The 23,473-nt window shown below is 72.1% G+C and carries 24 protein-coding genes; 8 read left to right on the top strand and 16 right to left on the bottom strand.

Going from position 1 to position 23,473, the window contains the following annotated elements; translation table 11 throughout:
• Positions 1 to 120: 120 nt before the first annotated feature.
• The 7 genes from ACWGJM_RS24535 to ACWGJM_RS24505 form a co-directional block, all read right to left on the bottom strand.
• Positions 121 to 1,575 (bottom strand): aKG-HExxH-type peptide beta-hydroxylase, encoded by a 1,455-nt coding sequence (locus ACWGJM_RS24535; RefSeq protein ID WP_453413824.1) that lies wholly within the window; start codon positions 1,573 to 1,575, stop codon positions 121 to 123.
• A complete protein-coding gene (locus ACWGJM_RS24530; RefSeq protein ID WP_453413823.1) occupies positions 1,572 to 2,747 on the bottom strand; it encodes an FxsB family cyclophane-forming radical SAM/SPASM peptide maturase in 1,176 nt (391 codons plus the stop codon). The genes ACWGJM_RS24535 and ACWGJM_RS24530 overlap by 4 nt, the downstream gene beginning before the upstream one ends.
• Positions 2,748 to 2,865: 118 nt before the next feature.
• The gene (gene fxsA / locus ACWGJM_RS24525) at positions 2,866 to 3,075 is read right to left on the bottom strand and encodes an FxSxx-COOH cyclophane-containing RiPP peptide (RefSeq protein WP_453413822.1); all 210 of its coding nucleotides are present in this window, start codon (positions 3,073 to 3,075) and stop codon (positions 2,866 to 2,868) included.
• On the bottom strand, positions 3,072 to 6,380 hold the full coding sequence (locus ACWGJM_RS24520; protein WP_453413821.1) for an SAV_2336 N-terminal domain-related protein: 3,309 nt from the start codon (positions 6,378 to 6,380) through the stop codon (positions 3,072 to 3,074). Before ACWGJM_RS24520 ends, fxsA begins: the two co-directional genes overlap by 4 nt.
• Positions 6,381 to 6,387: 7 nt before the next feature.
• A complete protein-coding gene (locus tag ACWGJM_RS24515) occupies positions 6,388 to 7,446 on the bottom strand; it encodes an AAA family ATPase (protein WP_453413820.1) in 1,059 nt (352 codons plus the stop codon).
• Between the two features lie 111 nt (positions 7,447 to 7,557).
• Positions 7,558 to 9,711, bottom strand: coding sequence for a VMAP-C domain-containing protein (locus tag ACWGJM_RS24510; RefSeq protein WP_453413819.1), 2,154 nt, complete (start codon positions 9,709 to 9,711; stop codon positions 7,558 to 7,560).
• Complete coding sequence (locus ACWGJM_RS24505; RefSeq protein WP_453413818.1) at positions 9,708 to 10,265, bottom strand: CU044_2847 family protein; 558 nt, start codon at positions 10,263 to 10,265, stop codon at positions 9,708 to 9,710. Before ACWGJM_RS24505 ends, ACWGJM_RS24510 begins: the two co-directional genes overlap by 4 nt.
• Before the next feature lie 196 nt (positions 10,266 to 10,461).
• Between ACWGJM_RS24505 and ACWGJM_RS24500 the strand changes: the two genes are divergently transcribed.
• The 3 genes from ACWGJM_RS24500 (at position 10,462) to ACWGJM_RS24490 (ending at position 12,790) form a co-directional block, all read left to right on the top strand.
• A complete protein-coding gene (locus ACWGJM_RS24500) occupies positions 10,462 to 10,641 on the top strand; it encodes a DUF6104 family protein (RefSeq protein ID WP_028420339.1) in 180 nt (59 codons plus the stop codon).
• Between the two features lie 177 nt (positions 10,642 to 10,818).
• Positions 10,819 to 11,751, top strand: coding sequence for a DUF4097 family beta strand repeat-containing protein (locus ACWGJM_RS24495; RefSeq protein ID WP_453413817.1), 933 nt, complete (start codon positions 10,819 to 10,821; stop codon positions 11,749 to 11,751).
• A 1-nt stretch (position 11,752) separates the two neighbouring features.
• Entirely contained in the window at positions 11,753 to 12,790 is a 1,038-nt protein-coding gene (locus ACWGJM_RS24490; RefSeq protein WP_453413816.1) for a helix-turn-helix transcriptional regulator, read from the top strand.
• 26 nt (positions 12,791 to 12,816) lie between these two features.
• On the opposite strand, the gene ACWGJM_RS24485 is transcribed toward ACWGJM_RS24490, so the two are convergent.
• From ACWGJM_RS24485 to ACWGJM_RS24470, 4 genes are all read right to left on the bottom strand, one after another.
• A complete protein-coding gene (locus tag ACWGJM_RS24485) occupies positions 12,817 to 13,380 on the bottom strand; it encodes a Clp protease N-terminal domain-containing protein (RefSeq protein ID WP_453413815.1) in 564 nt (187 codons plus the stop codon).
• Positions 13,380 to 13,589 carry a helix-turn-helix domain-containing protein gene (locus ACWGJM_RS24480; protein ID WP_018571396.1) on the bottom strand — a complete coding sequence of 70 codons (210 nt, stop codon included), beginning with the start codon at positions 13,587 to 13,589 and terminating at the stop codon, positions 13,380 to 13,382. Before ACWGJM_RS24480 ends, ACWGJM_RS24485 begins: the two co-directional genes overlap by 1 nt.
• Before the next feature lie 113 nt (positions 13,590 to 13,702).
• Complete coding sequence (locus ACWGJM_RS24475; RefSeq protein WP_453413814.1) at positions 13,703 to 14,668, bottom strand: zinc-binding dehydrogenase; 966 nt, start codon at positions 14,666 to 14,668, stop codon at positions 13,703 to 13,705.
• Positions 14,669 to 14,835: 167 nt separating this feature from the next.
• The gene (locus tag ACWGJM_RS24470; protein WP_453413813.1) at positions 14,836 to 16,059 is read right to left on the bottom strand and encodes an NAD(P)-dependent malic enzyme; all 1,224 of its coding nucleotides are present in this window, start codon (positions 16,057 to 16,059) and stop codon (positions 14,836 to 14,838) included.
• 508 nt (positions 16,060 to 16,567) lie between these two features.
• Between ACWGJM_RS24470 and ACWGJM_RS24465 the strand changes: the two genes are divergently transcribed.
• From ACWGJM_RS24465 to ACWGJM_RS24455, 3 genes are read left to right on the top strand one after another with little or no spacing between them, the layout of a single operon-like run.
• Entirely contained in the window at positions 16,568 to 17,530 is a 963-nt protein-coding gene (locus ACWGJM_RS24465) for an ABC transporter substrate-binding protein (protein ID WP_453413812.1), read from the top strand.
• A gap of 32 nt (positions 17,531 to 17,562) precedes the next feature.
• Positions 17,563 to 18,492 carry an amino acid ABC transporter permease gene (locus ACWGJM_RS24460; RefSeq protein WP_453413811.1) on the top strand — a complete coding sequence of 310 codons (930 nt, stop codon included), beginning with the start codon at positions 17,563 to 17,565 and terminating at the stop codon, positions 18,490 to 18,492.
• Positions 18,489 to 19,289: an amino acid ABC transporter ATP-binding protein gene (locus ACWGJM_RS24455; RefSeq protein WP_453413810.1), complete on the top strand. Its 801-nt coding sequence runs from the start codon at positions 18,489 to 18,491 to the stop codon at positions 19,287 to 19,289. The genes ACWGJM_RS24460 and ACWGJM_RS24455 overlap by 4 nt, the downstream gene beginning before the upstream one ends.
• A gap of 113 nt (positions 19,290 to 19,402) precedes the next feature.
• Here the strand turns inward: ACWGJM_RS24455 and ACWGJM_RS24450 are convergent, their stop codons facing one another.
• Entirely contained in the window at positions 19,403 to 20,161 is a 759-nt protein-coding gene (locus ACWGJM_RS24450; RefSeq protein WP_453413809.1) for a class I SAM-dependent methyltransferase, read from the bottom strand.
• A gap of 100 nt (positions 20,162 to 20,261) precedes the next feature.
• Between ACWGJM_RS24450 and ACWGJM_RS24445 the strand changes: the two genes are divergently transcribed.
• Positions 20,262 to 20,891: a CGNR zinc finger domain-containing protein gene (locus ACWGJM_RS24445; protein WP_453413808.1), complete on the top strand. Its 630-nt coding sequence runs from the start codon at positions 20,262 to 20,264 to the stop codon at positions 20,889 to 20,891.
• Here the strand turns inward: ACWGJM_RS24445 and sodX are convergent.
• Complete coding sequence (gene sodX, locus ACWGJM_RS24440; protein WP_453413862.1) at positions 20,795 to 21,229, bottom strand: nickel-type superoxide dismutase maturation protease; 435 nt, start codon at positions 21,227 to 21,229, stop codon at positions 20,795 to 20,797. The two genes, ACWGJM_RS24445 and sodX, sit on opposite strands and share 97 nt — an antisense overlap.
• Positions 21,230 to 21,374: 145 nt before the next feature.
• On the opposite strand from sodX, the gene sodN reads away from it, so the two are divergent.
• Positions 21,375 to 21,770 carry a superoxide dismutase, Ni gene (sodN, locus tag ACWGJM_RS24435; protein WP_388804633.1) on the top strand — a complete coding sequence of 132 codons (396 nt, stop codon included), beginning with the start codon at positions 21,375 to 21,377 and terminating at the stop codon, positions 21,768 to 21,770.
• Between the two features lie 253 nt (positions 21,771 to 22,023).
• Here the strand turns inward: sodN and ACWGJM_RS24430 are convergent, their stop codons facing one another.
• From ACWGJM_RS24430 to ACWGJM_RS24420, 3 genes are all read right to left on the bottom strand, one after another.
• A complete protein-coding gene (locus ACWGJM_RS24430) occupies positions 22,024 to 22,146 on the bottom strand; it encodes a hypothetical protein (protein ID WP_453413807.1) in 123 nt (40 codons plus the stop codon).
• A 118-nt stretch (positions 22,147 to 22,264) separates the two neighbouring features.
• Positions 22,265 to 23,167 carry a polyphosphate kinase 2 gene (gene ppk2, locus ACWGJM_RS24425; protein ID WP_453413806.1) on the bottom strand — a complete coding sequence of 301 codons (903 nt, stop codon included), beginning with the start codon at positions 23,165 to 23,167 and terminating at the stop codon, positions 22,265 to 22,267.
• A 33-nt stretch (positions 23,168 to 23,200) separates the two neighbouring features.
• Entirely contained in the window at positions 23,201 to 23,464 is a 264-nt protein-coding gene (locus ACWGJM_RS24420) for a hypothetical protein (RefSeq protein ID WP_453413805.1), read from the bottom strand.
• Positions 23,465 to 23,473 lie beyond the last annotated feature (9 nt).

Genomic DNA, 23,473 nt, shown 5'->3' with positions numbered 1-23,473 from the left:
CCCGGGAAGGCGCGTGCCCGCGCCTGCGCCGATGCTCGTGGACCGCATCCTTTCCCGCCGGCGCATCGATCTCCACCTCCGAGCGCAAGGTTGTACACGCGGACCACGGATCAAGGAGTCTCACTCACGCGAGCGGCGCACATCCACCGCATGGCGCTGCACCCACAGCCGGCGGGCGGCCCGGACGTACTCGCGGGCCCGGACGGCATGCGCCCGGGGGACGGCGATGCCACCCATACGCTCGTGCGTGTCGACCATGACCTCGACGAACTGCCGTCCCCGCGCGGTCAGATCGTCCGAGCCGACGAGCGCCGGCAGCGCCGCCGCCACCTGCTCGTGGTAGCGCGCGAACTGCCCCCAGGCCGTGTCGCGCCGCGCGGGGTCGCCTTCGCCGAGCGCGCGGTGCTGGAAGTAGTCCGCGAGACCGAGGTGCGCGTAGGCGCCCTGGAGCAGGCCGTCGTACGGTCGCGGCTCGGGGCGCCAGGGCGCGAAGTACCGTGCTCGGCCATCGGAGTGATGCAGCGTCACCATGCCGCTGACCACGGCGAGTTTGGCGTGCTGGAGTTCGTGCACCAGGGTCGCCGCGAAGGCCATGGCGTTCGGCGGTGTGCTGCTGAGCACGGCTCCGAAGGCCTCCTGCCGGGTGGCGCTGCACGAGCCGTGGGCGCGGCCCTCGGCCGAGTCTCCCGGCGGCACCGCGAGCGGCACCAGGCAGCGCAGCAGGGCCGTCGCCTCGGTGAGCCGTCCCGCACCGCCGAGCCGCAGCGCCGTGGCCGTGCCCGACCAGGCCTGAAGCCAGCGTTTGCGTTCGGCGTCGTCGAGGGTGACGGGGCCGCTCAGGCCGTAGTAGTGCGGTCCGCCGTGCACGGTGCGGTACGGGTCCAGGTCGTCCAGCGGGACCGGGGGGCCGTCGGCCGGCAGACCGGGCAGCGCGTACGCCGGGGTCCAGGCCCGGGAATCGGCCCAGGCGCCGACACCGTCCTCGAGGTGGACGACGACATCGGCGGCATCCGGCCGGCGCAGGGTCAGCCGGCCGCTCCGGTGGACGGCGTCGACCGGCGTCGGCCCCCGCTCGTCCGTGCCCAGCGCTCCGAGGGACGGCAGGACGAGCGTGCCGGCGTGGGCGGTGAGGCGTACGGCGAAGGGGATGCCGGCGCGGGCGGCGAGCGCCGCGGCCACGGCGCTGAAGTGGTCCAGGTCGGCGGCGAGGTCCCGCTGCCGTTCCGGGTCGGCGGCGGAGGCGGAGCCGAGTCCGCGCAGGGTGCGCTGGGCCCAGGGGCCGAGAAGGGGGTGCAGGAGGCCGGTGCGGACGGTGGGGCCGGCGGTGGCCGCGGCCCGTCCGCGGGGGTTCGCCGTCGCGGCCTCCGCCTCCTCCAGCAGTGCCCAGTCCTCCCGCAGCCGCTGCGGCGCGCCGGCCGAGCGGGTCCGGGCCTCGCTCGCCCCGTCGAGGACCGCGCGCAGGACGAGGAGCCGCCGGGTGTCCTGGTCCCGGGCCAGGAGGGCGAGGGTCTCGCTGCTGCCCCCGGTGCGGCCCAGCTCGGTGAGGGCGTGTCCGGGCAGCGACGGAAGTGTCACGGGGTGCCTCCTTCGGCCGAGGAGGCGGCCGGTACACGTGCCGCGTCCTCGGTGAGCCGTCGCGCCACGTGCCGGATGAAGCGCTGTAGGTCCGCGCAGTACACGGAGGGGTTGGCGAAGCCGTGTCCGGCCCGGTAGCGGTGGGCGTACTGGCCGCCGCCGCACACGCGGAGCAACGGGCAGGCGCGGCATCCGGCGGCCAGCGCGTCCTCGCCCGCCTGCCGGGCCGCCACCGCCGGGTGGCGCAGTACGTCGTCGAAGCCGTGCCGGAAGACGTCGAGACCGGTCTCTGCCGCGCCCTCGTAGCAGGACTTCAGGGAGTCGACCTGTTCGATCGATCCGTCCGTCTCCACGACGACCGATTCGAACGGCGCGAGGCCGAGGGCCTCGGTGGCGGCGGGCATGCCGAGCAGCAGGGCTATGCACGCCTCGAACAGACGGATTCTCGTCTCCCGCCGTCCCGCGTTCCACCAGCGGTCGAAGACGGCGCACAGCCACCGGCCGTGGCGTTCCTCGCCGAGGTGCGCCGGCGGGGCCGACCAGTTGCCGTGCGGCAGCAGCAGGTCGAGCGCCGGGGGACGCAGGTCGAGCAGTGACTCGTAGGTCTCCACCGGGTCCAGCGTGGGGTCCACGACCGTGAGGATGCCGGCGTACGAGCCGGGAAAGCGGTCGGCCAGCAGGCGGGCGCCGCGCGAGGCGGCGGTCCAGGACGGGCGTCCGGCGTGGTCGACGCGCTGGGCGTTGTGGCCGGGCAGGCCGCCGTCGAGGCTGATGCCGACGCGGACGCCGGCGGCGGCCAGCACGGCGAGGCGCCGCTCGGTGAGGAGGGTGGCGTTGGTCTGGAGCACCGGGTGGACCGGCGTACCGGGCCGGACGCGGTCACGGACCAGGGTGGCGAAGCGGGCCAGGGTGCCGGCGCCGGCCAGGAGGGGTTCGCCACCGTGCAGGACGAGGGCGAGCGCCGTCAGGCCGTGCGCGCTCGCGTGCTCGGCGATGCGGGTCGCGGTGCGGTCCAGGACGGCGGAGGACGCGGCCCGGGGGCGGTCGCGCCAGGAGTGGTCGGGCCCCTCGTACAGGTAACAGTAGCGACAGGCGAGGTTGCAGCGGCCGTGCATCTTCACGATGAACTGCCGGAAGGGGAACGGGGCAACGGGAGCAACGCCGTACGACACTCCGCCACCCCCATGCCTTCGGCCGTCGAATGGCCGCATTCCCGACCGGACCTCGTGCAAACTGAACTGACCTGTCGTCAAAGGGATTTGACCGGATCCCGCCCCTGCTCGGAGCGATTCAGAACGAGCTGTTGAACCCCCACAGCATCTCGCCGGGCTGAGCGGCCCGTTCCCGCAGGTCCTCCAGCACCTCGCGCAGCACGGGGTGCTGGACCGTCCTCAACTCGGCCAGGTCCATGGCCAGTACGTCCGGCAGCGGCTCGCCCCGCCCGGGCTCCGCGGACTCCACGCTCATGGTCTCCCCCTCGTCCCAGTCATGCGTCGTCACTCCAGCTCCGCCAGCCTGCGAGCCGTGTCCTCGGCGGTGGGCTCGCCCGAGCCGACGGTGTCCTCCGGCATCCGCTGCCACTCCGACCGAGCCGTCCGGTAGGCCTCGCGGGCGGCACGCGGGCGTGCGGCCGCCTCATAGGTCCTACCCCGCCAGTGGTGCGCCTGAGCGCGCAACTCCACGGCCGCCAGCCGTCGGCGCTCGGTCTCGGCCTCCTCCTCGGCGTCCCCCGCGGCCTGAGCGGCGTCCCGGAACACGTCCACCGCCGAGTCCAGCCGGGTGGGCCGGCCAAGGCTCCGGTAGGCCTCGAAGTGTGCCTGCCCGAGCGCCAGCAGACAGCGCGCGGCCGACAGCGCGTCGTCCGCCTCGGCCGCCGCCAGCCCGAACAGGTGCTCCGCCTCGCGCAGGTCGACCGGGTCGCCGCGGGTGCCGTAGCGGGCCATCAGCGCCCGCCCGAGCGACAGCAGGCGGCCCGCGAGCCGTGGGTCACCGGGTGGTGTCTCCGTACGGCACTCGCGCAGCACCCGGATCGCCTGGGACAGCGGGCCGAGGGCCCGGGAGCCGGTTTCCAGGTCGGCGAGCCGCAGCAGCGTCCCGCCCCACTCGGCGAGTACCTCGGCGTGGATGGGCGCGTCCCGGGGCATCCCCAGGGCGGCCTGCTCGAAGCGTTCGGCGGCCACCCGCAGCTCGCGCGGGTCGCCCGATTCGCTGTGCCGTGCCACGCCGATCCGCCCCGAGCGCACCAGCAGCTCCGACCGCAGCGCCCGTTCGCGGGTGAGCCGGAGCGCCTCGTCGACCCGGTCCTGTGCCTCGTCCAGGGAGCCGCCCGAGGTCAGCAGCGCGTCGACCAGGTCGAGCCGGATGCGCACCTGCTCACGTGGCGCCGGCACGGTGCCGGCCTCGGCGGCGGTCTCCAGCGCGTCCCGCAGCGACCGGGCGGCCTGCTCGGCGTGGCCGCGGGCCTGTTCGGGGTCGGCCGTGGCGTCGGCCAGCCGGAGCAGGATCCGGCCGTGGGCGAGCGGCAGTTCGGGCGGGCGCCTACGGCGGTCCGGCCAGGCGTCGGCGAACGCCTCCAGCATGCCGACGGCGCCCTGCAACAACGCGCTGTCACCGCCCAGGCGCCACTGCGTCTCCAGGGCGCGCACGCGCTCCAGGGTGAGTTTCAGCGCCTCGGCCTGCCCCAGGTCGGGGGCCGCGCAGGCCACCGCGTACTCGCGGTCGGCGCGGCTGAGCAGGTCCAGCGCGCCGTGCTGGTCCCCGCGCCGCCTGCGGTCGACGGCGGCCGCGTGCAGCACGCGCGCGAGGACGGCCCGTTCGCGCAGCGCGTGCGGGTGCGCGACGGCCCGCTCCGCGGCCTGCTCCGCCTCCCGTAGCAGGTCGGCGCCGCCCTGTACCTCCCACAGCCGCAGCGTTGCCTGCGCGTACTCCGCCCACAGTTCCGGGTCGGAGCCGGCGGGCCGTTCGTGCTCGGTCGCGCCACGCAGCAGCTGTACGGCGTCGATGAGGTCCTGCACCATGCCCTCGTCGTCGAACCGCGCGATCAGTGAACGGGCCCGGGTGACCGCCCGGTGCGTCGAGCGGGAACCGGCCGGACCGGGCGTCGTACGGCTGCCGTAGGCCGCGAACTGATCGGGCAGCGGCATGAACCTCTCCAGCACGCGCACGGCGACCTCCGCGAAGGGCTGCGGCACGAGCGTCGCGTCGCCGTGGTCACCGGGGTAGGAGCCGCCGGGCGCGTACGGCCGCCCCGCGCCGCCGTTGCCGAGCTGGGCCAGGGCGAGGGCGGGGAAGTTCGCGCCGCCCTTGCCGTAACGCTGCTCGATGTACTCCGAGCAGTGCTTGAGGACCAGCACCGCCTCGTCCCTGCCGAGCGTCGACAGCAGGGCCTCCTGCACATCGGGTTCCATCTCGTACCACTGGGCACCGTCGTCGCCGTGGCTGTCGCCCGCACGCGTGAGGAGGCCGCTGAGCAGCACCTCGGCCAGCTCGGACGGGCCGGAGTCGGGCAGCATCGTCCGCTGGACCAGCTGCATCACCGGCAGGCAGAGCGGGGCGGCGGCCAGGCAGACCGCGAGCCGTCCGGCGGCCGGGGAGGCGGTGGAGCGGAAGCGGCCGAGGCGCTGCACCCAGGAGCGCTGCCCGGCGGGGCCCGCGGCCGGGGCGGGCGGCTGATCGGGGCGCACCCAGCCCACGGCACCGGCGACGGGAGCGGCGCCGGCCCCGGACAGCAGCCGGGCCCACGCGCCGAGGGCCACCGGCTCGGGGGGCAGCACGGGGACGGGCAGGCCGCCGCGCGGCTCCACGGGTGCGCCGGCCGGGGTGCGTACCCGCAGCGCGGCGGCGCCGCCCAGGATCGCGCCGCGGGTGAGTTCGCCGTACGTCACCGGCAGCCGGGTGCGGCTCCACAGGCGCTGCGGAAGCGGCTGGAGCACCGCGGCCGGGGCCTGCCGGGCCAGCTGGTGCAGCAGCCGGTGGGCCCGGCCGCTGCGCCACAGGGGGCCCGCGCAGTCGCTCACCAGGAGCGTGATCCGCCGGCCGGTGGGGTCGCTGAGCCGGTCCGCCGCGTGCAGCGGGGCCGTGTGCGCGTCCGGGCTGCGGCTGACCACCGGCTCACCGTCCGGCCCCTCGTGCAGATGGCTGACCAGGACGTCCCTGAAGGCGCCCAACTGTGCGAAGACCGCTTCGAGTTCCGCGAACATGCGGTCCCACACGCGCATCGACGGGGAGGCGTCCAGCACCAGTTGCAGCCGGGTGTCGCCGCGGGTCACGGCCCGGTGCACGGGCATCACCAGACCCCCTGCCCGTGCGCTGAGTTCGGCCGTCGCGGTCTCGTCCAGCTCCTTGTGCAGCGGCGGTGCGGCGCTGCGGTAGCCCTGCAACGGCCGTAAGGCGCGCTGGAGTTCGAGCGGGGCGGGCAGCGCGGAGGCGGCGGGCACCCCGACCGGCAGTGCCGACGCGCGGCCCGGCGCACGCGCGCGTCGAGCCCCGCCGCGCGTCGGCGGGTACAGGGGCACGCTTCCGTCGGCCCGGACGCCGTACGCCGGCGGCGCGGGCGGCTCGGGCCGCGGGGTGTCCTGGTCCGCCGGCACCGGAGGGCGGGTGGGCGAAGGATCCCCCGGACGACCGGGCCGGTCTTCCGCGCCGCCCCGCGGCTCCCCGTCCGGGTCCGGCACTTCCGACGGGCGCGCCCAGCGGGCCAGCCACAGGGCGTCACTCAGCGCCTCGGCATCCGGATCGAGCCCGACCTGCCGCAACCGCGCGACGAGTTCGGCGATCGGATCACCGGTGCGGTGCGCCTCGGGCATCAGCGCCTCACCTCGGACGGTCGAGTCGCTGGATGAGCAGGTCGGCGAGTCGGTCGCGGCTGGGCGGGGCGGCCGCGTCGGTGAGGTAGATCGCGTTCAGCAGCTGGTCGGCGGCGAGGAGTTCGCCGCGGGAGCGCTCCAGGAAGCGGGTGATCAGGTCGTCGCCCGCGCGGGCCGCCTCGTCGCCGAGGTGGGCGCGTACGAAGGTGGCGAGCCGGTTGTGGTCCGGGCGCCCCAGCTCCAGGTGGATGCAGCGGCGCATCAGCGGGGCGGGGAAGTCCCGTTCCCCGTTGCTGGTGAGGACTACGAACGGGAAGGCCCGGCAGCGCACCCGGCCGTCGCGGACACGGACCTTGGTGCCGTCGGCGGTGAGCACCTCGGCCTCGCCGTCCGGCAGCCGGTCGGCTATGCGCTGGAGCTCGGGTATCTCGAACTCGCCCTCCTCCAGGACGTTCAGCAGGTCGTTGGGCAGGTCGATGTCGCTCTTGTCGAGTTCGTCGATGAGCAGCACGCGCGGCGTGCCGGAGGGCAGCAGGGCGGTGCCGAGCGGACCGAGGCGGATATAGCTGCCGATGGCCTCGACGGCTCCGGGGCTGCCCGCCGCCGTCCCTCCCCCACTCTCGGCTTCGCTCGAGCGGGAGGTGCCCCCATCTCCCTGCGCGGCGATCTGGACGTCCTGGAGCCGGGCGATGGCGTCGTAGTGGTACAGGCCGTCCTGGAGTGTGGAGCGGCTGACGATGGACCAGCGCAGTACGTCGCCCAGGCCCAGCTCGTACGCCACCGAGTGGGCCAGCGTGCTCTTGCCCGCGCCGGGGCTGCCGGTGACGAGCAGGGGGCGGCGCAGATAGAGCGCCGCGTTGATCATCTCCAGTTCCTCGGCGCCGGGCCGGTGGAGTTCCGCCAGGTGCCGGTGCGCGCCCAGCCTGCGGTCCCGGGAGCCGTCGCCGTCGCCCGCGGTGTCCCGGCCTGCGAAGTCCCGCCAGGGCGGGGGCGGGGGCAGCCGGCTCATTCCGTCGTGGGGTTCTCCGGCGCCTCGGTAGATGAGCCACTCACTGGATTCGGTCATGGTCCGGTCCTCGTCGTCACTCGTCCGCCATGGCAGCCGTCGAACGTGCATCACGGTATCGATCCGCAGGAAAGCTGGTAAGAGGCCGAGGGGTGCTCGGGGCGCGTCGCATCAGGGGGCCTCCAGGAGATCTCCGGCGCCGGGCAGGGGCCGGTGCGGATCGTCGTACAAGAGTGCGATGCCGTCGGCCCAGTAGGCCTCCGTGAGGCCCGCGTGCCGCTTCACCCGCAGCCCGTGCACCAGGTCGGGGAGGAACACGGCGCCCGCCCCGTCGTCGACGACCTGCTTGGTTCCCCGGTGGAACTCCCCGCACACGGCGTCCGGTTGGCTCCGCCAGCGGCGCCACAGGACCACCCCGAAGCCGGCGTGCAGGATCCTGCCGAGCGCGGCGGCGTCGTCCTCGTAACGCTGGTCGCCGTAGCGGCACAGCACCGGGACCGTACGGGGCGGCAGACGGCGCAGTTCCGCGACGGTCGGCACCGGCTCGCGCACCCCGTCGTCGCAGTCCAGCACCTCGGTCAGGGCGTCGTGGGCGTGCAGCCGGCGCCAGCGGTCCTGACGTTCCGGGTCCTCGTCCCCGGCCGCGCCCCACTCGGCGCCGGGCGTCCCGTACTCGCCGTCGCCCGGCAGCTGATCGCGGTCGGAACAGCGCACGACGACCGGCCGCTCGGCGCCCAGCGGGGGGCCGTCGGGCCGCAGCCGCCAGTCGTCCACGGCCAGGCCGAGCAGCAGGTGCGGCAGGGCCGCGTGCAGGACCGCCGGCCGCCCGGGCTCGTCGCACTGGCGGAAGGCCTCGGCGAGCGGAGCGGTCGCCCGGGCCGGCAGCTCCTCCAGCGAGGTCCGCTCGGCCTCGTGCAGACGGATCACGTCGCCTTCCGGGGCGGTCACGGAGACCGACCAGTCGCAGCGCTCGGGCTCCCAGCCCCTCGGCAGCACTTCGAGCAGCACGGACAGCCGCGGCCCGGCGTCACCCGGCCGCTCCCGGGCCGGCTCCCCCAGCGGCGGCGACGGGGTGCCGAGGGTGGGGGCCGGCGGACCGACCAGGACGGCGGGGGAACGGCGGCGCAGCCCCAGCCACTGGGCGCGGCGCCGGGCCAGGCCGTTGCGGTAGCCGCTGTCGAGGCCCGTCGACGCCTGCTTCACCCACTCCCACAACGCCTGTTCGGCGTCCAGCAGGCTGGGCGTGGCCGGGCGTTCGGCCGCCATCACCTGCATCGCGTAGTCGAGTACGAGCTTCAGCACCCCGTCCTGCCGCGCGTTTTCGTACAGCACGCCCAGGCCGTCCCGCCAGCCGCGGGGAGCCGGTACCAGGGTGGGGAGCTGGAAGTTCGGCAGGGAGTCGAGGATGTCGAGCAGGCCGCGGGTGGTGGCCGGCGGCGGCAGGTCGGCGAGCCGGCCGAGCAGCTCGCTGCGTTCGTCGGGGCCGAGTGTCCGGCCCGGGCGGGCGCCGAGCTCCGCCTGGAGGTCGGCCCAGGTGGGGCGCCGGGAGTCCGAGGGCTGCTGCCGGTCGCGGTGGTAGCGGTCGTGGGCGTGGAAGACCGTCTGGTAGACGTCGTCGTGCTCGGTCCTGACGGCGTCCGGCGGCACCTGTAACGTCCGCAGGCGCTCGATCCCGGTGGAGGTGCCCCCCGTCCCGTGGTCGGCGCGCGATTTCAGCACGCCGATGACCTCGCCGCGCACCGGGTCGATGACGGGGCCGCCCGAGACGCCCGGCGGCAGGTCGTTGTGCCCGAGTCGCATCTGTGCCCCCGCCGACCAGCCGCCGATGGTCCCCTGCACGGAGAGGAACCCGTCCAGGATCTGCAACTGGCCTCCGGTCACCGTCCAGCCCGCGTAGAACACCCTGCCCTCGCCGTAGTGCGCGGCGGGCCGCTCGGAGACGTACACGCAGTCGTGGTCGACGGGTTCGCGGAGCCGGACGAGGGCCAGGTCGGGAGCCGGCCAGCTGCCGGGCACAAAGCGTTCGACGTGCTCCGGGAGGGTGGCCGCCACCTGACCGGGGACGGCGGACGGGCCCTGGCCCGGGCCGGTCTGGTAGACCACCGCCACTTCGTCCCCCTCCCCGCCGTTCACCACGTGCGCGCAGGTCAGAACCCAGTTCGGGGCGATGAAGAATCCGCTGCCGAGAAAGCTGCCGGGTTCGTCCAGGGCATACCCGACACCTGTGCGATGAATGCGCACGGTCGCCGCCATGACGAGTTCACGCAGCGCATGGTGGGCGGCATGGGAACCGCCCGGTGCGCCCCCGTCGTATCCGTTCGTCATGCCCCGCCACCACCGCGGGCGTCCGGGGCGCCCCCGTGCGCCGGGGCGCCGGTGGACACACCCGCGCGGGTGGCTCCGCCGCTGCCGGGCGGCGATCCGTCGTGAGGCGCACGGGGGGCGGCCGGAGGCGTGGTGGCGCCCGGGTCGCCCCCGTCCTCCGCGCGGGAGGCCGGTTCCGGGGCGGATCCGGGAGCCGCCGGGTCCGGTGGGCCTCCGCCGTTCCAGGTCAGGGTCACCGTGATGCCGGCCTTGGCCTCCCCGTCCGCCAGCAGCCCGACGACCTTCCCGGCCTTCGCGGTCAGCTCGATCCCGAACTCGACGCTCACCTCGTCCGGACGCACCGCGCGCAGCGGGCCGGCCAGCGAGCGCGCGACACCGGTGACGAGCGAGTGGAGGCTCTCCACGCTCGCCTCCACCCGTTCGGCGAACCCGGTGTCCGTGTACGACAGCTCTCCCGACGGCACGGCGAGCTCCTCGGCCCCCGATATCCGGGCCCACACCGGTGTGCCGTCCGGCAGCTCGATCCGCGCCACCCGCGTCACTTCGTGCCCCATGCCACTCCCCCGTTCCCCCGTCTCCCCATGGGCGGCCCGCCCGCCGGGCAGCCGATCCCGCACTCGTTCCGCCTATCCTTTTCCTGTCCTGTCGCGGCTTCCCGGGCGGGAAGCCGGCGCCTCTCCTTCCCGCAGGGAGAGGGTTCTTCCCGCGCGGGAGCCCCCCTACCCCTGTACTCACCACGGAGCACCAGCCATGTACTTCACCGACCGAGGCATCGAGGAACTGGAGAAGCGGCGCGGCGAGGAAGAGATCACCTTCGAGTGGCTCGCCGAGCAGCTGCGCACGTTCGTCGACCTGAACCCGGACTTCGAGGTCCCGGTGGAGCGACTGGCGACCTGGCTCGCCCGCCTGGACGACGAGGACGACGAGTAGCCGCGGGTCCGCCGAGGAGCACCCTCACCGACCACCGGGCCGCCGAGGACGGGGCCCGGTGTCAGCCATGCCCTCACATGCCCTCAAACGGGTGACTTGACTTCCCACGGCCACGATATATCGTGTTTCTCAGAAGACGCGATATGGCGTGTCGCGTCCCTGCGAGGAGGTCACACCATGTCCGAGTGGTCCGTCGCCGAGCCCACCAAGCTCACCTTCGACACCCCCGTCCGCGATCTGCACGTACGCGTCGTCAACGGAACGGTCAACGTCGTGGGTACGGACGAAGGTTCCGCCCGCCTCCAGGTCACGGACATCGAGGGCCCACCCCTGGTGGTCACCCAGCAGGGCGGCACCCTCACGGTGGCCTACGAGGACCTGCCCTGGAAGGGCTTTTTGAAGTGGCTGGACCGGAAGGGCTGGCGCCGCAGCGCGGTCGTCTCCCTCGCGGTCCCGGCGGACACCCGGGTGGAGGTCGGCGTGATCGGCGCCGGGGCCGTCGTCTCCGGGCTCCGCGGGCCCTCGGCGGTCAAGGGCGTCACCGGCGACACCACGCTCGTCTCCCTCTCCGGCCCGGTGCACGCGGAAACGGTGTCCGGCAACCTCGAGGCACAGGCCGTCACGGGCGACCTGCGGTTCAACTCCGTCTCCGGAGACCTGACCGTGGTGGAGGCCTCGGGCTCCTCCGTGCGGGCCGAGTCGGTCAGCGGCTCGATGATCATCGACCTCGATCCGGACGGCCCGACCGACGTCAGACTGACCAGTGTCTCCGGTGAGATCGCCATCCGGCTCCCGCACCCGGCCGACGCCGACGTCGAGGCGAACACCGCGAGCGGAAGCATCTCCAACGCCTTCGAAGGCCTCCGGGTGCACGGCCAGTGGGGCGCCCACAAGGTCACCGGACGGCTCGGCGCGGGCACCGGCAAGCTCAGGGCCACGACGGTCTCCGGCTCGATCGCCCTGCTCCGCCGGCCGCCCAGGGACGACGAGGAGGACGCCCCACCGGCCGGACCACAGCACGACTCGGGGGACAATTCCGTTTCCGGCCCGGGCGGCCACGCAGACAGCGGCGCCCCGGCCGACGGCACGACCGACAAGAAGGTGCTCTGACATGCCCCCCGTCTTCGCCCACGGCCGCCTCCGCCTCTACCTGCTCAAGCTGCTCGACGAGGCCCCGCGCCACGGCTACGAGGTGATCCGGCTCCTCGAGGAACGCTTCCAGGGGCTGTACGCACCGTCGGCGGGCACCGTCTACCCCCGGCTGGCCAAGCTGGAGGCCGAGGGCCTGGTCACCCACACCACGGAAGGCGGCCGCAAGGTGTACGCCATCACGGACGCCGGCCGCACGGAGCTGGCCGACCGCAGCGGTGAGCTGGCCGACCTGGAGCTGGAGATCCGCGAGTCGGTCGCCGAACTCGCCGCCGAGATAAGGGCCGACGTGCGCGGCGCGGCGGGCGATCTGCGGCGCGAGATGCGGGCGGCGGCCTCCGAGGCCCGGCGGGGCGGCAAGGCGGGCACCGGGGACCACGGCCCCTTCGGGGAGTACGGCGGGCCGGACAAGGAGGCCTGGCGCGTCGCCAAGGAGGAGATGCGCCGGGTCAAGCAGGAGTGGAAGGAGCAGGCCCGCCGCGCCAAGGACGAGAGCCGCCGGGCCCGCGAGGAGGCCCAGCGGGCCCGCCACCAGGCCCAGGAGGCGCAGTCACGGGCTCGGGCCCAGGCCCAGGAGGAGGTGCAGCGCATCGCCCGCCGCGTCCAGGAGCACGTCCAGGACCACTTCGCGCGGGGGGACTGGCCGACGGGGGTCCGGGAGGGCCTCTCCGAACTCACCAAGGAATTCAGCGAGTTCGGCAAGGACTTCGGCTTCGGACGCACGGACACCGAGACCGGTGCAGGCACGGGGAAGTCCACCCCGGAGTACTCCGACACCCCTGAGGGCTTCCCCGCCGACTACGAGCCGGCCTGGGCCCACGAGGACACCACCGGCGACCCCGCCCGCGATCTGGACCGCCTGCTCGACCGGTTCCGGGACGACATCCGGGACGCGGCCCGCGACCACGGCGTCACCGGTGACCAGCTCCGCGACACCCGCCGCCACCTGTCGACGGCGGCGGCACACATCGGGGCGATACTGCGGGGGCCCAAGGTCTGAGCGCGCCCGCAGGAAAGGGGCGGGCGTCAGCCCGCCTTCGCCTCGCCGTCGCCGTACAGCACCCTCGTCAGCGACTCGAAGGTCACGCCGTGGTCGGCGAGGACCTCGGCGGGTACGCCGGGACGGGTGGTGAGGGCGAGCAGGAGGTGCTCGTCGCCGATGTGGCGGTCGCGGCGGGCGACCGCGACGCGCAGCGCCCCTTCCAGGACGTCCTTCGCGTCCCGGCTGAAGGAGCGGCGGCCCGACCACCAGCCCTTGTCCTGGCGGTCGCCGGACATCGCCCCGACGCCGTGCACCTCCTCGACCCGGGAGACGATCTCCGAGACGTCGATCCCGAGCCCGGCGAGGGCGTCCGCCTCGGCCCGGGACAGACCTGCCCGCCGCCGCGTCTCGGCCAGCGCCTCCCGCACGGAGGCCTTGCGCTCCGCGAGTCCGAGCGCGGCCAGCGCGAAGGAGGCGCGGCTCACTTCCCGGTCGAGCAGGGCCAGCAGCAGATACTCCGCGCCAACGGACTGCGACCCCGCGCGTTCCCCGTGCTCGAACGCCCCCCGTACGACTTCCCGCGCGTCCTTGGTGAACCTCTCGAACATCACTGCCTCCCGTACTTCTTGTGCACGGCCTGCCTGCTGACGCCCAGTTCGGCGGCGATCTCCTGCCACGACCAGCCCTGGTTGCGCGCACTGCGCACCTGCACCGCCTCGAGCTGCTCCAGCAGCCTGCGCAGTGCGGCGACGGCCCGCAGCCCGACCCGTGGATCGCGGTCGCCCGCACGCTCGGCGAGATCCGTTGCTTCGGTCATGACGTCAACATAGGTTGACACCACCTCTCACGTCAACCATGGTTGACAAACAGCGACGGCCGGCCCGGAAACCGGACCGGCCGTCGGTCAGCCGCGAGGCGCAGAAGTGAGGATCAGCCGTTGGTGAGGACGATCTTGCCGAACTGGTCGCCGGACGCCAGCCGTTCGAAGCCCTCGCGGGCGCGGTCGAGCGGGAGCACCTCGTCGATGACGGGGCGGACACCGGTGGCGGCGCAGAAGGAGAGCAGGTCCTCCAGCTCGTCCTTGGTGCCCATCGTGGAGCCCACGACCTTCAGCTCCAGGAAGAAGATGCGGGTCAGCTCGGCGTGTGAGGGACGGTCGCCGCTGGTGGCACCGGAGATGACGATCGTGCCGCCCGGCCGCAGGGACTTCACCGAGTGGGACCAGGTGGCGGCGCCGACGGTCTCGATCACGGCGTCCACCCGCTGCGGCAGCCGCGCCCCCGACTCGACCGCCTCGACGGCTCCGAGCTCCAGGGCCCGCTTCCGCTTGGCCTCGTCCCGGCTGGTGGCGAAGACCCGCAGACCGGCCGCCTTGCCGAGCACGATCGCGGCCGTGGCGACACCGCCGCCGGCCCCCTGGACCAGGACGGAGTCACCGGGCCGTACCCCCGCGTTGGTGAACAGCATCCGGTACGCCGTCAGCCAGGCCGTGGGCAGACAGGCGGCCTCCGCGAAGGAGAGTTCCTTGGGCTTGGGCAGGATGTTCCAGGTGGGCACGGCGACCTGCTCGGCGAAGGTGCCCTGGTAGCGCTCGGTGAGGATGGAGCGGGGTTCGTTCGGGCCGACGCCGTGGCCGGTCTGCCCGATGACGGAGTGCAGGACGACCTCGTTGCCGTCCTCGTCGATGCCGGCGGCGTCACAGCCGAGGATCATCGGCAGCTTGTCCTCGGCGAGGCCGACGCCGCGCAGGGACCAGAGGTCGTGGTGGTTGAGGGAGGCGGCCCTGACGTTGACCGTGCTCCAGCCGGGACGGGCCTCGGGGGCCGGGCGCTCCCCCGACTCCAGGCCGGAAAGCGGCTGGTCGCGGTCGATTCGGGCGGCGTAGACAGCGAACATGGGCTCGACGATAGGTTCCCGGCGGGGCCGGCGGAACCACAGGGCCCTGTGACACATGCCCTCTTGCCGACTCGGCCCAATGATCTCAACCTCGGCCCGGCGGTCCCAGCCCGCCCGTTCGAGTGGGCACGAAATGGCCCCGCCCGAACGGGCGGGGCCATTCAAGCTCACCGACGGGCAACGCCCTCGGCCCGAGCAGCGGCAGCGACCGCCGCGGTCACCGCGGGAGCCACCCGCTCGTCGAACGGCGAGGGAATCACGTAGTCGGCGGCGAGGTCGTCCCCGACGACCGCGGCGAGCGCCTCGGCCGCCGCGATCTTCATCCCCTCGGTGATCCGGGAGGCCCGCACCTGAAGCGCGCCCGCGAAGATCCCGGGGAACGCCAGCACGTTGTTGATCTGGTTCGGGAAGTCCGACCGGCCGGTGGCGACGACAGCCGCGTACTTGTGCGCGACGTCGGGGTGCACCTCCGGGTTCGGGTTGGCCATCGCGAACACGAAGGCACCCTCCGCCATGGAGGCCACCGCCGCCTCGGCGACCGTGCCGCCGGAGACGCCGATGAAGACGTCGGCGCCGGCCAGTGCGTCCTCCAGCGACCCGCTGATGCCCGCCTTGTTGGTGAAGGAGGCCAGCTCGCGCTTGACGGAGGTCAGGTCCTCGCGGTCGGCGGACACCACGCCCTTGCGGTCGGCGACCGCGACGTCCCCGATGCCGGCCTCGACCAGCATCTTGGCGATGGCGACACCGGCCGCGCCGGCGCCGGAGATGACGGCCCGCAGGTCGCCGATCGACCGCCCGCTCAGCCGCGCCGCGTTCCGCAGCGCCGCCAGCGTCACCACGGCCGTGCCGTGCTGGTCGTCGTGGAAGACCGGGATGTCCAGCCGCTCCTGGAGCTGCCGCTCGATCTCGAAGCACCGGGGTGCCGAGATGTCCTCGAGGTTCACTCCACCGAAGGACGGGGCGAGCCTGACCACGGTCTCGACGATCTCGTCCACGCCCGTGCAGTCGAGCGCGATCGGCACCGCGTCCACGCCGCCGAACTGCTTGAACAGGATCGCCTTGCCCTCCATCACCGGGAGGGAGGCCTGGGGACCGATGTCCCCGAGCCCCAGCACGGCCGTACCGTCGGTCACGACGGCGACCACCGACGACTTCCACGTGTAGTCGTCGACCAGCTCGGGCTTCTCCGCGATCGCGGTGCACACGCGCGCCACACCGGGCGTGTACGCGAGGGAAAGGTCGTCCTTGTCACGGACCGGCACGGTGGCCTGCACGGCCATCTTGCCGCCGCGGTGCAGCGCGAACGCCGGATCGAAGGAATCGAGGGGCTCGGCCCCGCCGTCCTGGTCCGTATTGCTGTCGCTGCGAGGATTGACGATCTCCGCTGCCACTTTGTTTTACCCCTTAAGTAATCATGAGTTGAGGGTTGACCACTCCTGGTGAGGGGTGGGCGGGACCGTGTACGGCCCGATTCACTGATACGTACGGGCGTACACGACGGGCGCGCCGCACACGCGCCCTGAGCCCCGGATGAGGGGTGTAAAGAACCTTCTTACCGGACGGATGGCACCGACGACGAGTCCATTAGGTCCAAGGTCACATCGCGGCCCTCGACGGGGCCTGGTCGTAGCCTCAAGCACCGGCCACATCATGAGATGCACCGAAGATTTTCCGGCCGGATGGCTGGACTCCCGCAGATACCGGGTGATGAGGTGCCGAGGATGTGCCGACCTGATGTGGTTCGGGGGGTCACCCGTTATCCGATTTTGACATAATCAGTCACCTGAACGGCGTAGTCCGAATGGCAGGATGCGGTAAACCCACGAGGTCGCGACACCCGAAGGTGTGTGTTCTCGTCGACGCATCGGCATCTCCACCCATCCGCCGGAGGAACCCACAATGACCGCAAGCTCCACCTGTCGTACGAGCGCCGCGCACTCCCGCCTGGCCGCGGTCGGTGCGACCGCGGTCGCGGGCGCTCTGCTGCTCACCGGCTGCGGTGACCACACCGACAAGAGCGGTTCGGACAACTCCAGCTCCGCTTCCTCCTCGGCGCCCCTCGCCGCCAAGCTCCCCGCTGACATCCGCAAGGCGGGCGTCGTCAAGGTGGGGTCCGACATCGCGTACCCGCCGGTCGAGGTCATGCAGGGCGGCAAGGCCGTCGGCATCGACCCGGACATCGCGGACGCCCTCGGCAAGCAGCTGGGCGTGAAGTTCGAGTTCCAGAACGGCAAGTTCGACAACCTGATCGTGGGCCTCCAGGCCAAGCGGTTCCAGGTGCTCATGTCGGCGATGAACGACACCAAGGACCGCCAGAACGGCATCAACTCCGACAACGGCAAGAAGGTCGGCAACGGCGTCGACTTCGTCGACTACTTCACCGCCGGCACCTCGATCCTGGTCCAGAAGGGCAACCCGAAGGGCATCAAGTCGCTCGACGACCTGTGCGGCAAGGTCGTGGCCCTGCAGAAGGGCACCACGTCCGAGGGCATCGCCAAGGCGCAGAACAAGAAGTGCACGAAGGACGGCAAGAAGGCCATCGACCTTCAGACCTTCGACACCGACCCCGAGGCGCTGCTCCGTCTGAAGCAGGGCGCCTCCGTCGCCGACCTGAACGACTTCCCGGTGGCGGCCTACAACGCGAAGACCTCCGGTGGCGGCAAGGACTTCGAGGTCGTCGGCGACCAGATCGAGGCGGGTCCGTACGGCATCGCGGTCAGCAAGGAGAACACCCAGCTGCGGGACGCCCTCCAGGCCGCCATGGCCGCGATCATCAAGAGCGGCGAGTACCAGAAGATCCTGGAGAAGTGGAACGTCACGCAGGGCGCCGTCACCGAGTCGAAGATCAACGGCGGCTCCTGAACAGCCTCGGGCAACACTGAAGGGCTGTCATTGTGACTGACATCGTCGACAAGGTTCCGGCACCGTCGCTGCCGCCGGAGCAGATCAAGGCCATTCCGGTGCGGCACTACGGCCGCTGGGTCTCCGGCGTCGCGGTCATCGCCATCGTGGCGATGATCGGGATCGCATTCTCCAACGCGAAGATCAACTACAGCGTCATCCCCGACTACGTCTTCGATCCGGAGATCGTGTCCGGCGCCTGGACCACGCTGTACATCTCCGTGCTCGCCATGGTGCTCGGCGTCGCCCTCGGCGTGGTCCTCGCCGTGATGCGGCTGTCGTCGAACCCGGTCACCAGCACCGTGGCCTGGTTCTACATCTGGTTCTTCCGCGGCACCCCGGTCCTGGTCCAACTGCTGCTCTGGTACAACATCTCGCTCGTCTTCCCCGTCCTGAACCTGGGGTTCTACAAGGACGAGATGAACCAGGTGATGACGCCGGTCCTCACGGCCCTGCTGGGTCTCGGCCTGAACGAGGCCGCGTACATGTCGGAGATCGTCCGCGCCGGCATCCAGTCGGTCGACGAGGGGCAGACGGAGGCTTCGCACGCGCTGGGCATGACCCAGGGCCAGACGCTGCGCCGGGTGATCCTCCCGCAGGCCATGCGGGTCATCATCCCGCCGACCGGCAACGAGTTCATCAACATGCTGAAGACCTCGTCGCTGGCCTACGCGGTCCAGCTCCCCGAGCTGATCAAGAAGGCCAATGACGTCTCCAGCGCCTCGCTGGCGGTCGTCGAGATGTACTTCGTGGCCTGTATCTGGTACCTGTTCCTGACCACGATCTTCAGCATCGTCCAGTACTACATCGAACGCCGCTACGCCCGTGGTTCGACGCGCAACCTGCCGCCGACCCCGTTCCAGCGCCTGAAGAAGAACCTCCGCATGTTCGGTTCGTTCCGCCGTCCGGAGGTGGCCCGATGACCGGTCTCAGCAAGGACATCACGCCGCCGAGCAGCGGCGCGCCGATGGTCAGGGCCGAGGGTGTGCACAAGTCCTTCGGTCTGGCGCACATCCTCAAGGGCATCGACCTGGAGGTGAACCCGCGCGAGGTGTTCTGCCTGATCGGCCCGTCCGGTTCCGGCAAGTCCACCTTCCTGCGGTGCATCAACCACCTGGAGAAGATCAGCGCCGGCCGGCTGTACGTCGACGGCGACCTGGTGGGCTACCGGCAGAAGGGCGACAAGCTCTACGAGCTGAAGGAGAAGGAGGTCGCGGCGCAGCGGAGGGACATCGGCATGGTGTTCCAGCGCTTCAACCTCTTCCCGCACATGACGGCGATGGAGAACGTCATGGAGGCGCCGGTCCAGGTCAAGCGCGAGTCGAAGGCGGTCGCCCGGGAGCGCGCGGAGCGGCTCCTCGACCGGGTGGGCCTCGGCGACCGCAAGGGCCACTACCCGGCCCAGCTCTCCGGCGGTCAGCAGCAGCGCGTCGCCATCGCCCGGGCGCTGGCGATGCAGCCGAAGCTGATGCTCTTCGACGAGCCGACCTCGGCTCTCGACCCCGAGCTGGTCGGCGAGGTGCTCGACGTGATGCGGGATCTCGCGGAGGACGGCATGACGATGATCGTCGTCACGCACGAGATGGGCTTCGCCCGCGAGGTCGGGGACTCCCTGGTGTTCATGGACGACGGTGTGGTGGTCGAGTCCGGCCACCCCCGCGAGGTCCTGACGAACCCGCAGCACGAGCGGACGAAGTCCTTCCTGTCCAAGGTGCTGTGACACTCCGCTCCAAGCTGCTGTGACGCTCCGCTGAGAGAAGGGCGGTACGGATCGTCCGTACCGCCCTTCGGCATGCGCGCGGGTCGCTCAGCGCCCGCCGGCCGCCCGGACGGTCACTTCAGCGCCAGCAGCAGGGTGTCCGACGGCGAGCACCACACCGCCCGGGCCTCGCCGAAGCCCTTCTCCCGCAGGACACGTGAGTGCCATGCGGCGGGCGGCATGTCGCCGTCGGCGTGCTCGCCGTAGATCTCGAAGCGACGGGCCGTCGGCCCCGCCAGGACCGGGTCCTGGGCCGCCAGCTGCCACCACTCGGACCAGTCCGGGGCGCCCGCGGCCCTGGCCTGATCCATGCGGGCGTGGCGCTGGGCGCGCTCGGCCGCGTTGATCCGGGGCGTCGTGTCGTCGATCATGTGGTCCGCGTTCATGAAGACACCGCCGTCGCGGACGAGTCCCGCGACCTGACCGTAGAGGGCCGCGAGGGGTTCGCTGTGCAGCCAGTGCAGGGCCGTGGCGGTCAGGACGGCGTCGTAGGAGTCGTACGGCAGTTTCGCCGGCCAGTCGGGGTCCTTGAGGTCGGCCGTGACAAGGGTGACCCGCTCGTCGCCCGCGAAGGTGCCCTCGGCGATGGCGAGGAGGGCCGGGTCGAGGTCGACGCCGACGCTGGTGGCGCCGGGGAACCGGGCGAGCAGCCGGGCCGTGATGCTGCCGGTGCCGCAGGCGAGGTCGAGGACGCGCGGCGCGGTGCCGACGAGCGCCTCGACCATGTCGAGCATGATGCGGAAGCGTTCCTCGCGGTCCGGCATGTACCACTCCTGCTGGCGGTCCCAGCTCTCCTGCCAGGCCGCCCAGTCGGTTCCGGTACTGGTGGTCATGGAAACCCCGTCTCCCCTCGCCCGCGTAATACCCTGGAAGTACGACCGGCTATTACCCGACCGCATCCCAAACCATAGAGTGCCTCCGTAAGGACTACAAGTGGAACTGGCCTATTACTCGGACTACGCGGTGCGTCTCGTCAACAGCGAGGAACCGGTCCGCGGCAAGGACACCCTGACCTCGGTCGACGCGGTCCGCGATCTCTTCGGCGCCAACTCCTCCGCGGCCCGCCGCACCACCGACGCGGACGTCACGCGCTTCCGCTCGGTCCGCGCCCGGCTGCGCGCGGTCTTCGAGGCGGCCGACACCGGCGACGAGACCCTGGCCGTCGACCTGCTGAACTCCCTGCTCATGGAGTTCCCGGTGAGCCCGCAGATCTCCGGGCACGACTACCGGGACGAGGACGGCCGCCCGCTGTGGCACATGCACCTGACCGACCACCCGTCGAACGCCACCGCGGGCTACGCGGCGATCGCCGCGATGGGCCTCGCCTTCCACCTCACGGAGTACGGCGTCGACCGCCTCGGCCTGTGCGAGGCGGCACCCTGCCGCAACGCCTACCTCGACACGTCCACCAACCGCTCCCGGCGCTACTGCTCGGACCGCTGCGCGACCCGCGCCAACGTGGCCGCCTACCGCGCCCGCAAGCGCCTGGAGGCCGACCGGTCGGAGAAGACCGGCCTCGCGGCCGACAGCGCCCAGCGAGCCACCGCCAGCGGCGAGCGCTGACCGGCCTTGAGCGGCCGGAACCGCAACCGGACCCGTCCAAGCACCAGGTCCTCCGGCACGACCCCGTAATCGGTGCTGTCCCCTCCCGCGAACGTGTTGTCCCCGAGCACCCACCAGCCGCCCTCGCGCAGCTCCACCGCGCGCTTGACGACGAGCAGGTCCTGCTGGAAGGGATGGCGCAGGACGACCACGTCCCCCGGCCTGATCCTGGTGCCGTAGTGCACCACGAGCCGGTCCCCGTGGTACAGCGTGGGCACCATGGACGGGCCGGTCACCTCGGCCAGCCCGAAGGGCGGAGCGGCCCTCCCCCGTTCGGTCTCCTGCGACAGCTCCGGCATCCCCGGCACCTCCCCGGTCCGTTCCTCCACCAGTCTCAGTTTCACCCCGGACTTTTGTCCTAAGCCCAAGGGGGCACTCGCGAAAACCCGTCCCTCAGGGAGTAATGTCCCACCTGAGAAGACGATCACGAGGAAGGAATGCTCCATGCTTTCCCGCCTGTTTGCCCCCAAGGTCAAGGTCAGCGCGCACTGCGACCTGCCCTGCGGCGTGTACGACCCGGCCCAGGCCCGCATCGAGGCGGAGTCGGTGAAGGCCATCCAGGAGAAGATGGCCGCCAACGACGACCCGCACTTCCAGGCGCGCGCCACCGTCATCAAGGAGCAGCGCGCGGAGCTCGCCAAGCACCACGTCTCCGTGCTCTGGAGCGACTACTTCAAGCCCCCGCACTTCGAGAAGTACCCGGAGCTGCACCAGCTGGTCAACGACACCCTGAAGGCCCTCTCGGCCGCCAAGGGCTCCACCGACCCGGCGACGGGCCAGAAGGCGCTGGACTACATCGCCCAGATCGACAAGATCTTCTGGGAGACCAAGAAGGCCTGATATCGCATCATGCCTTCTGACCTGCGATTACGTCGGTTGCAGCGTCTCCCCGTCCGCACCCGGTCCACAGGCCGCGCCAACCCCGGCGCGCCTCCCGGACCGGGTGCGGTCCTTTTCGCCCGGCCACGGATGGGTGCGGACCCGCGACGACGGCTCAGGCTCGTGCGGGCCCGCTCGACCGCGAGGACGACCGTGTGCTGGAGCCGTTCACGCAGGCGTGTGGCCCGCGCGGCTCCACCGTACTGCGGGCCGCTCAACTCCCGTCCCAGAGCGGCGAGTCGGCGCACGATGCCGGGTTGACGTGGCCGGTGCGGCGGTCGACGTCGATCTCGCGGACCATGTCCTGGTCGAGGACGGTGCGGTAAAGGAGAAGCACTACGTGGACGGGGTGGCGATGCAGGCCGCTCTCGCGCCCCCCGAGGCAGCCGCGGCGGAGACTCGCTGAGGACGAGGCAGGGCCCGGTCGGACGGTCGACCGGGCCCCTTCGGCGTCCTCAGCGGTCGCCGTCGTCGTCCTCCCCGGCCTCCAGGAGGCCCGCCGCGGCGCCCACGACGCGCGGGTCGGGGCGGCCGACGATCTCCTCGTCCTTGTCGGCGTAGTCGAAGCGGGCGAGGACGCTGCGCATGGCCTCGACCCGGGCGCGCTTCTTGTCGTTGCTCTTCACCACGGTCCAGGGCGCGTGCCCGGTGTCCGTCTCGCGGAACATGGCGACCTTGGCGGCGGTGTAGTCGTCCCAGCGGTCCAGCGAGGCCAGGTCCATGGGGCTGAGCTTCCACTGCCGTACGGGGTCGACCTGTCGGATGGTGAAGCGGGTGCGCTGCTCGCTCTGGGAGACCGAGAACCAGAACTTCACCAGGTCGACGCCGTCGTCCACCAGCATCCGCTCGAACAGCGGCGCCTGGCGCATGAAGCGCCGGTACTCGTCGTCCGTGCAGAAGCCCATGACCCGCTCGACACCCGCCCGGTTGTACCAGGAGCGGTCGAACATCACGATCTCGCCCTCGGTCGGCAGGTGCTCCACGTACCGCTGGAAGTACCACTGCCCACGCTCGCGCTCGGTCGGCTTCTCCAGCGCCACCACCCGGGCGCCGCGCGGGTTGAGGTGCTCCGTGAAGCGCTTGATGGTGCCGCCCTTGCCGGCCGCGTCCCGCCCCTCGAAGACGATCACCAGCCGGCGCCCGGTTGCCTTGATCCAGCTCTGGAGCTTCAGCAACTCGATCTGCTGGAGCCGCTTGTGCCAGTCGTACTCCTTGCGCTCCATCCGGTCCGCGTACGGGTAGTTCTCGCGCCAGGTGTCGATCGGACTGCCGTCGGGGCGGACGAGTACCGGGTCGTCGGGATCGGTGTAGTCGACCTTCAGGTCGGCCGGCTCGGTCAGCAGGGGCGGCGTCGTCATGCTTGCTCCCGTCTCGTCATCCTTGCTCCCGTCTCAGTGGAACTGCGGCACGATCAGCCAGATGCCGTACGCCACCACGGCCGCGCAGGCGAGGAAGCACAGGCCGGCCTGGGCCATGCCGAGGGCCGGCGCGCCGCCGCCCTCCGTGCCTCCGCCCTCCGTGCCTCCGCCCTCCTCGCGGGCACTCTCGAAGCGGGCGAGGCCCAGGACGCCGAGGGCGAACACGACGACCACCGCGACGGTGACGCCGATGCTCACCGCGGTGACCTGGCCGAGTGCGTTCCAGTCCAGATGCATCTCGAGTCT

It is taken from the genome of Streptomyces sp. NPDC054834, from assembly GCF_053611185.1.
This window is presented reverse-complemented; position numbering and strand designations above follow the sequence as displayed.

Bases quoted from the DNA above. Each gene is read 5' to 3' on its own strand.
- ACWGJM_RS24485 (WP_453413815.1), bottom strand. From the start codon at position 13,380: ATGTTCGAGAGGTTCACCAAGGACGCGCGGGAAGTCGTACGGGGGGCG.
- ACWGJM_RS24420 (WP_453413805.1), bottom strand. From the start codon at position 23,464: ATGCATCTGGACTGGAACGCACTCGGCCAGGTCACCGCGGTGAGCATC.
- ACWGJM_RS24495 (WP_453413817.1), top strand. From the start codon at position 10,819: ATGTCCGAGTGGTCCGTCGCCGAGCCCACCAAGCTCACCTTCGACACC.
- sodN (WP_388804633.1), top strand. From the start codon at position 21,375: ATGCTTTCCCGCCTGTTTGCCCCCAAGGTCAAGGTCAGCGCGCACTGC.
- ppk2 (WP_453413806.1), bottom strand. From the start codon at position 23,167: ATGACGACGCCGCCCCTGCTGACCGAGCCGGCCGACCTGAAGGTCGAC.
- ACWGJM_RS24475 (WP_453413814.1), bottom strand. From the start codon at position 14,668: ATGTTCGCTGTCTACGCCGCCCGAATCGACCGCGACCAGCCGCTTTCC.
- ACWGJM_RS24480 (WP_018571396.1), bottom strand. From the start codon at position 13,589: ATGACCGAAGCAACGGATCTCGCCGAGCGTGCGGGCGACCGCGATCCA.
- ACWGJM_RS24490 (WP_453413816.1), top strand. From the start codon at position 11,753: ATGCCCCCCGTCTTCGCCCACGGCCGCCTCCGCCTCTACCTGCTCAAG.
- ACWGJM_RS24520 (WP_453413821.1), bottom strand. From the start codon at position 6,380: ATGCCCGAGGCGCACCGCACCGGTGATCCGATCGCCGAACTCGTCGCG.
- ACWGJM_RS24505 (WP_453413818.1), bottom strand. From the start codon at position 10,265: ATGGGGCACGAAGTGACGCGGGTGGCGCGGATCGAGCTGCCGGACGGC.
- sodX (WP_453413862.1), bottom strand. From the start codon at position 21,229: ATGCCGGAGCTGTCGCAGGAGACCGAACGGGGGAGGGCCGCTCCGCCC.
- ACWGJM_RS24500 (WP_028420339.1), top strand. From the start codon at position 10,462: ATGTACTTCACCGACCGAGGCATCGAGGAACTGGAGAAGCGGCGCGGC.
- ACWGJM_RS24510 (WP_453413819.1), bottom strand. From the start codon at position 9,711: ATGACGAACGGATACGACGGGGGCGCACCGGGCGGTTCCCATGCCGCC.
- ACWGJM_RS24515 (WP_453413820.1), bottom strand. From the start codon at position 7,446: ATGACCGAATCCAGTGAGTGGCTCATCTACCGAGGCGCCGGAGAACCC.
- ACWGJM_RS24465 (WP_453413812.1), top strand. From the start codon at position 16,568: ATGACCGCAAGCTCCACCTGTCGTACGAGCGCCGCGCACTCCCGCCTG.
- ACWGJM_RS24450 (WP_453413809.1), bottom strand. From the start codon at position 20,161: ATGACCACCAGTACCGGAACCGACTGGGCGGCCTGGCAGGAGAGCTGG.
- ACWGJM_RS24455 (WP_453413810.1), top strand. From the start codon at position 18,489: ATGACCGGTCTCAGCAAGGACATCACGCCGCCGAGCAGCGGCGCGCCG.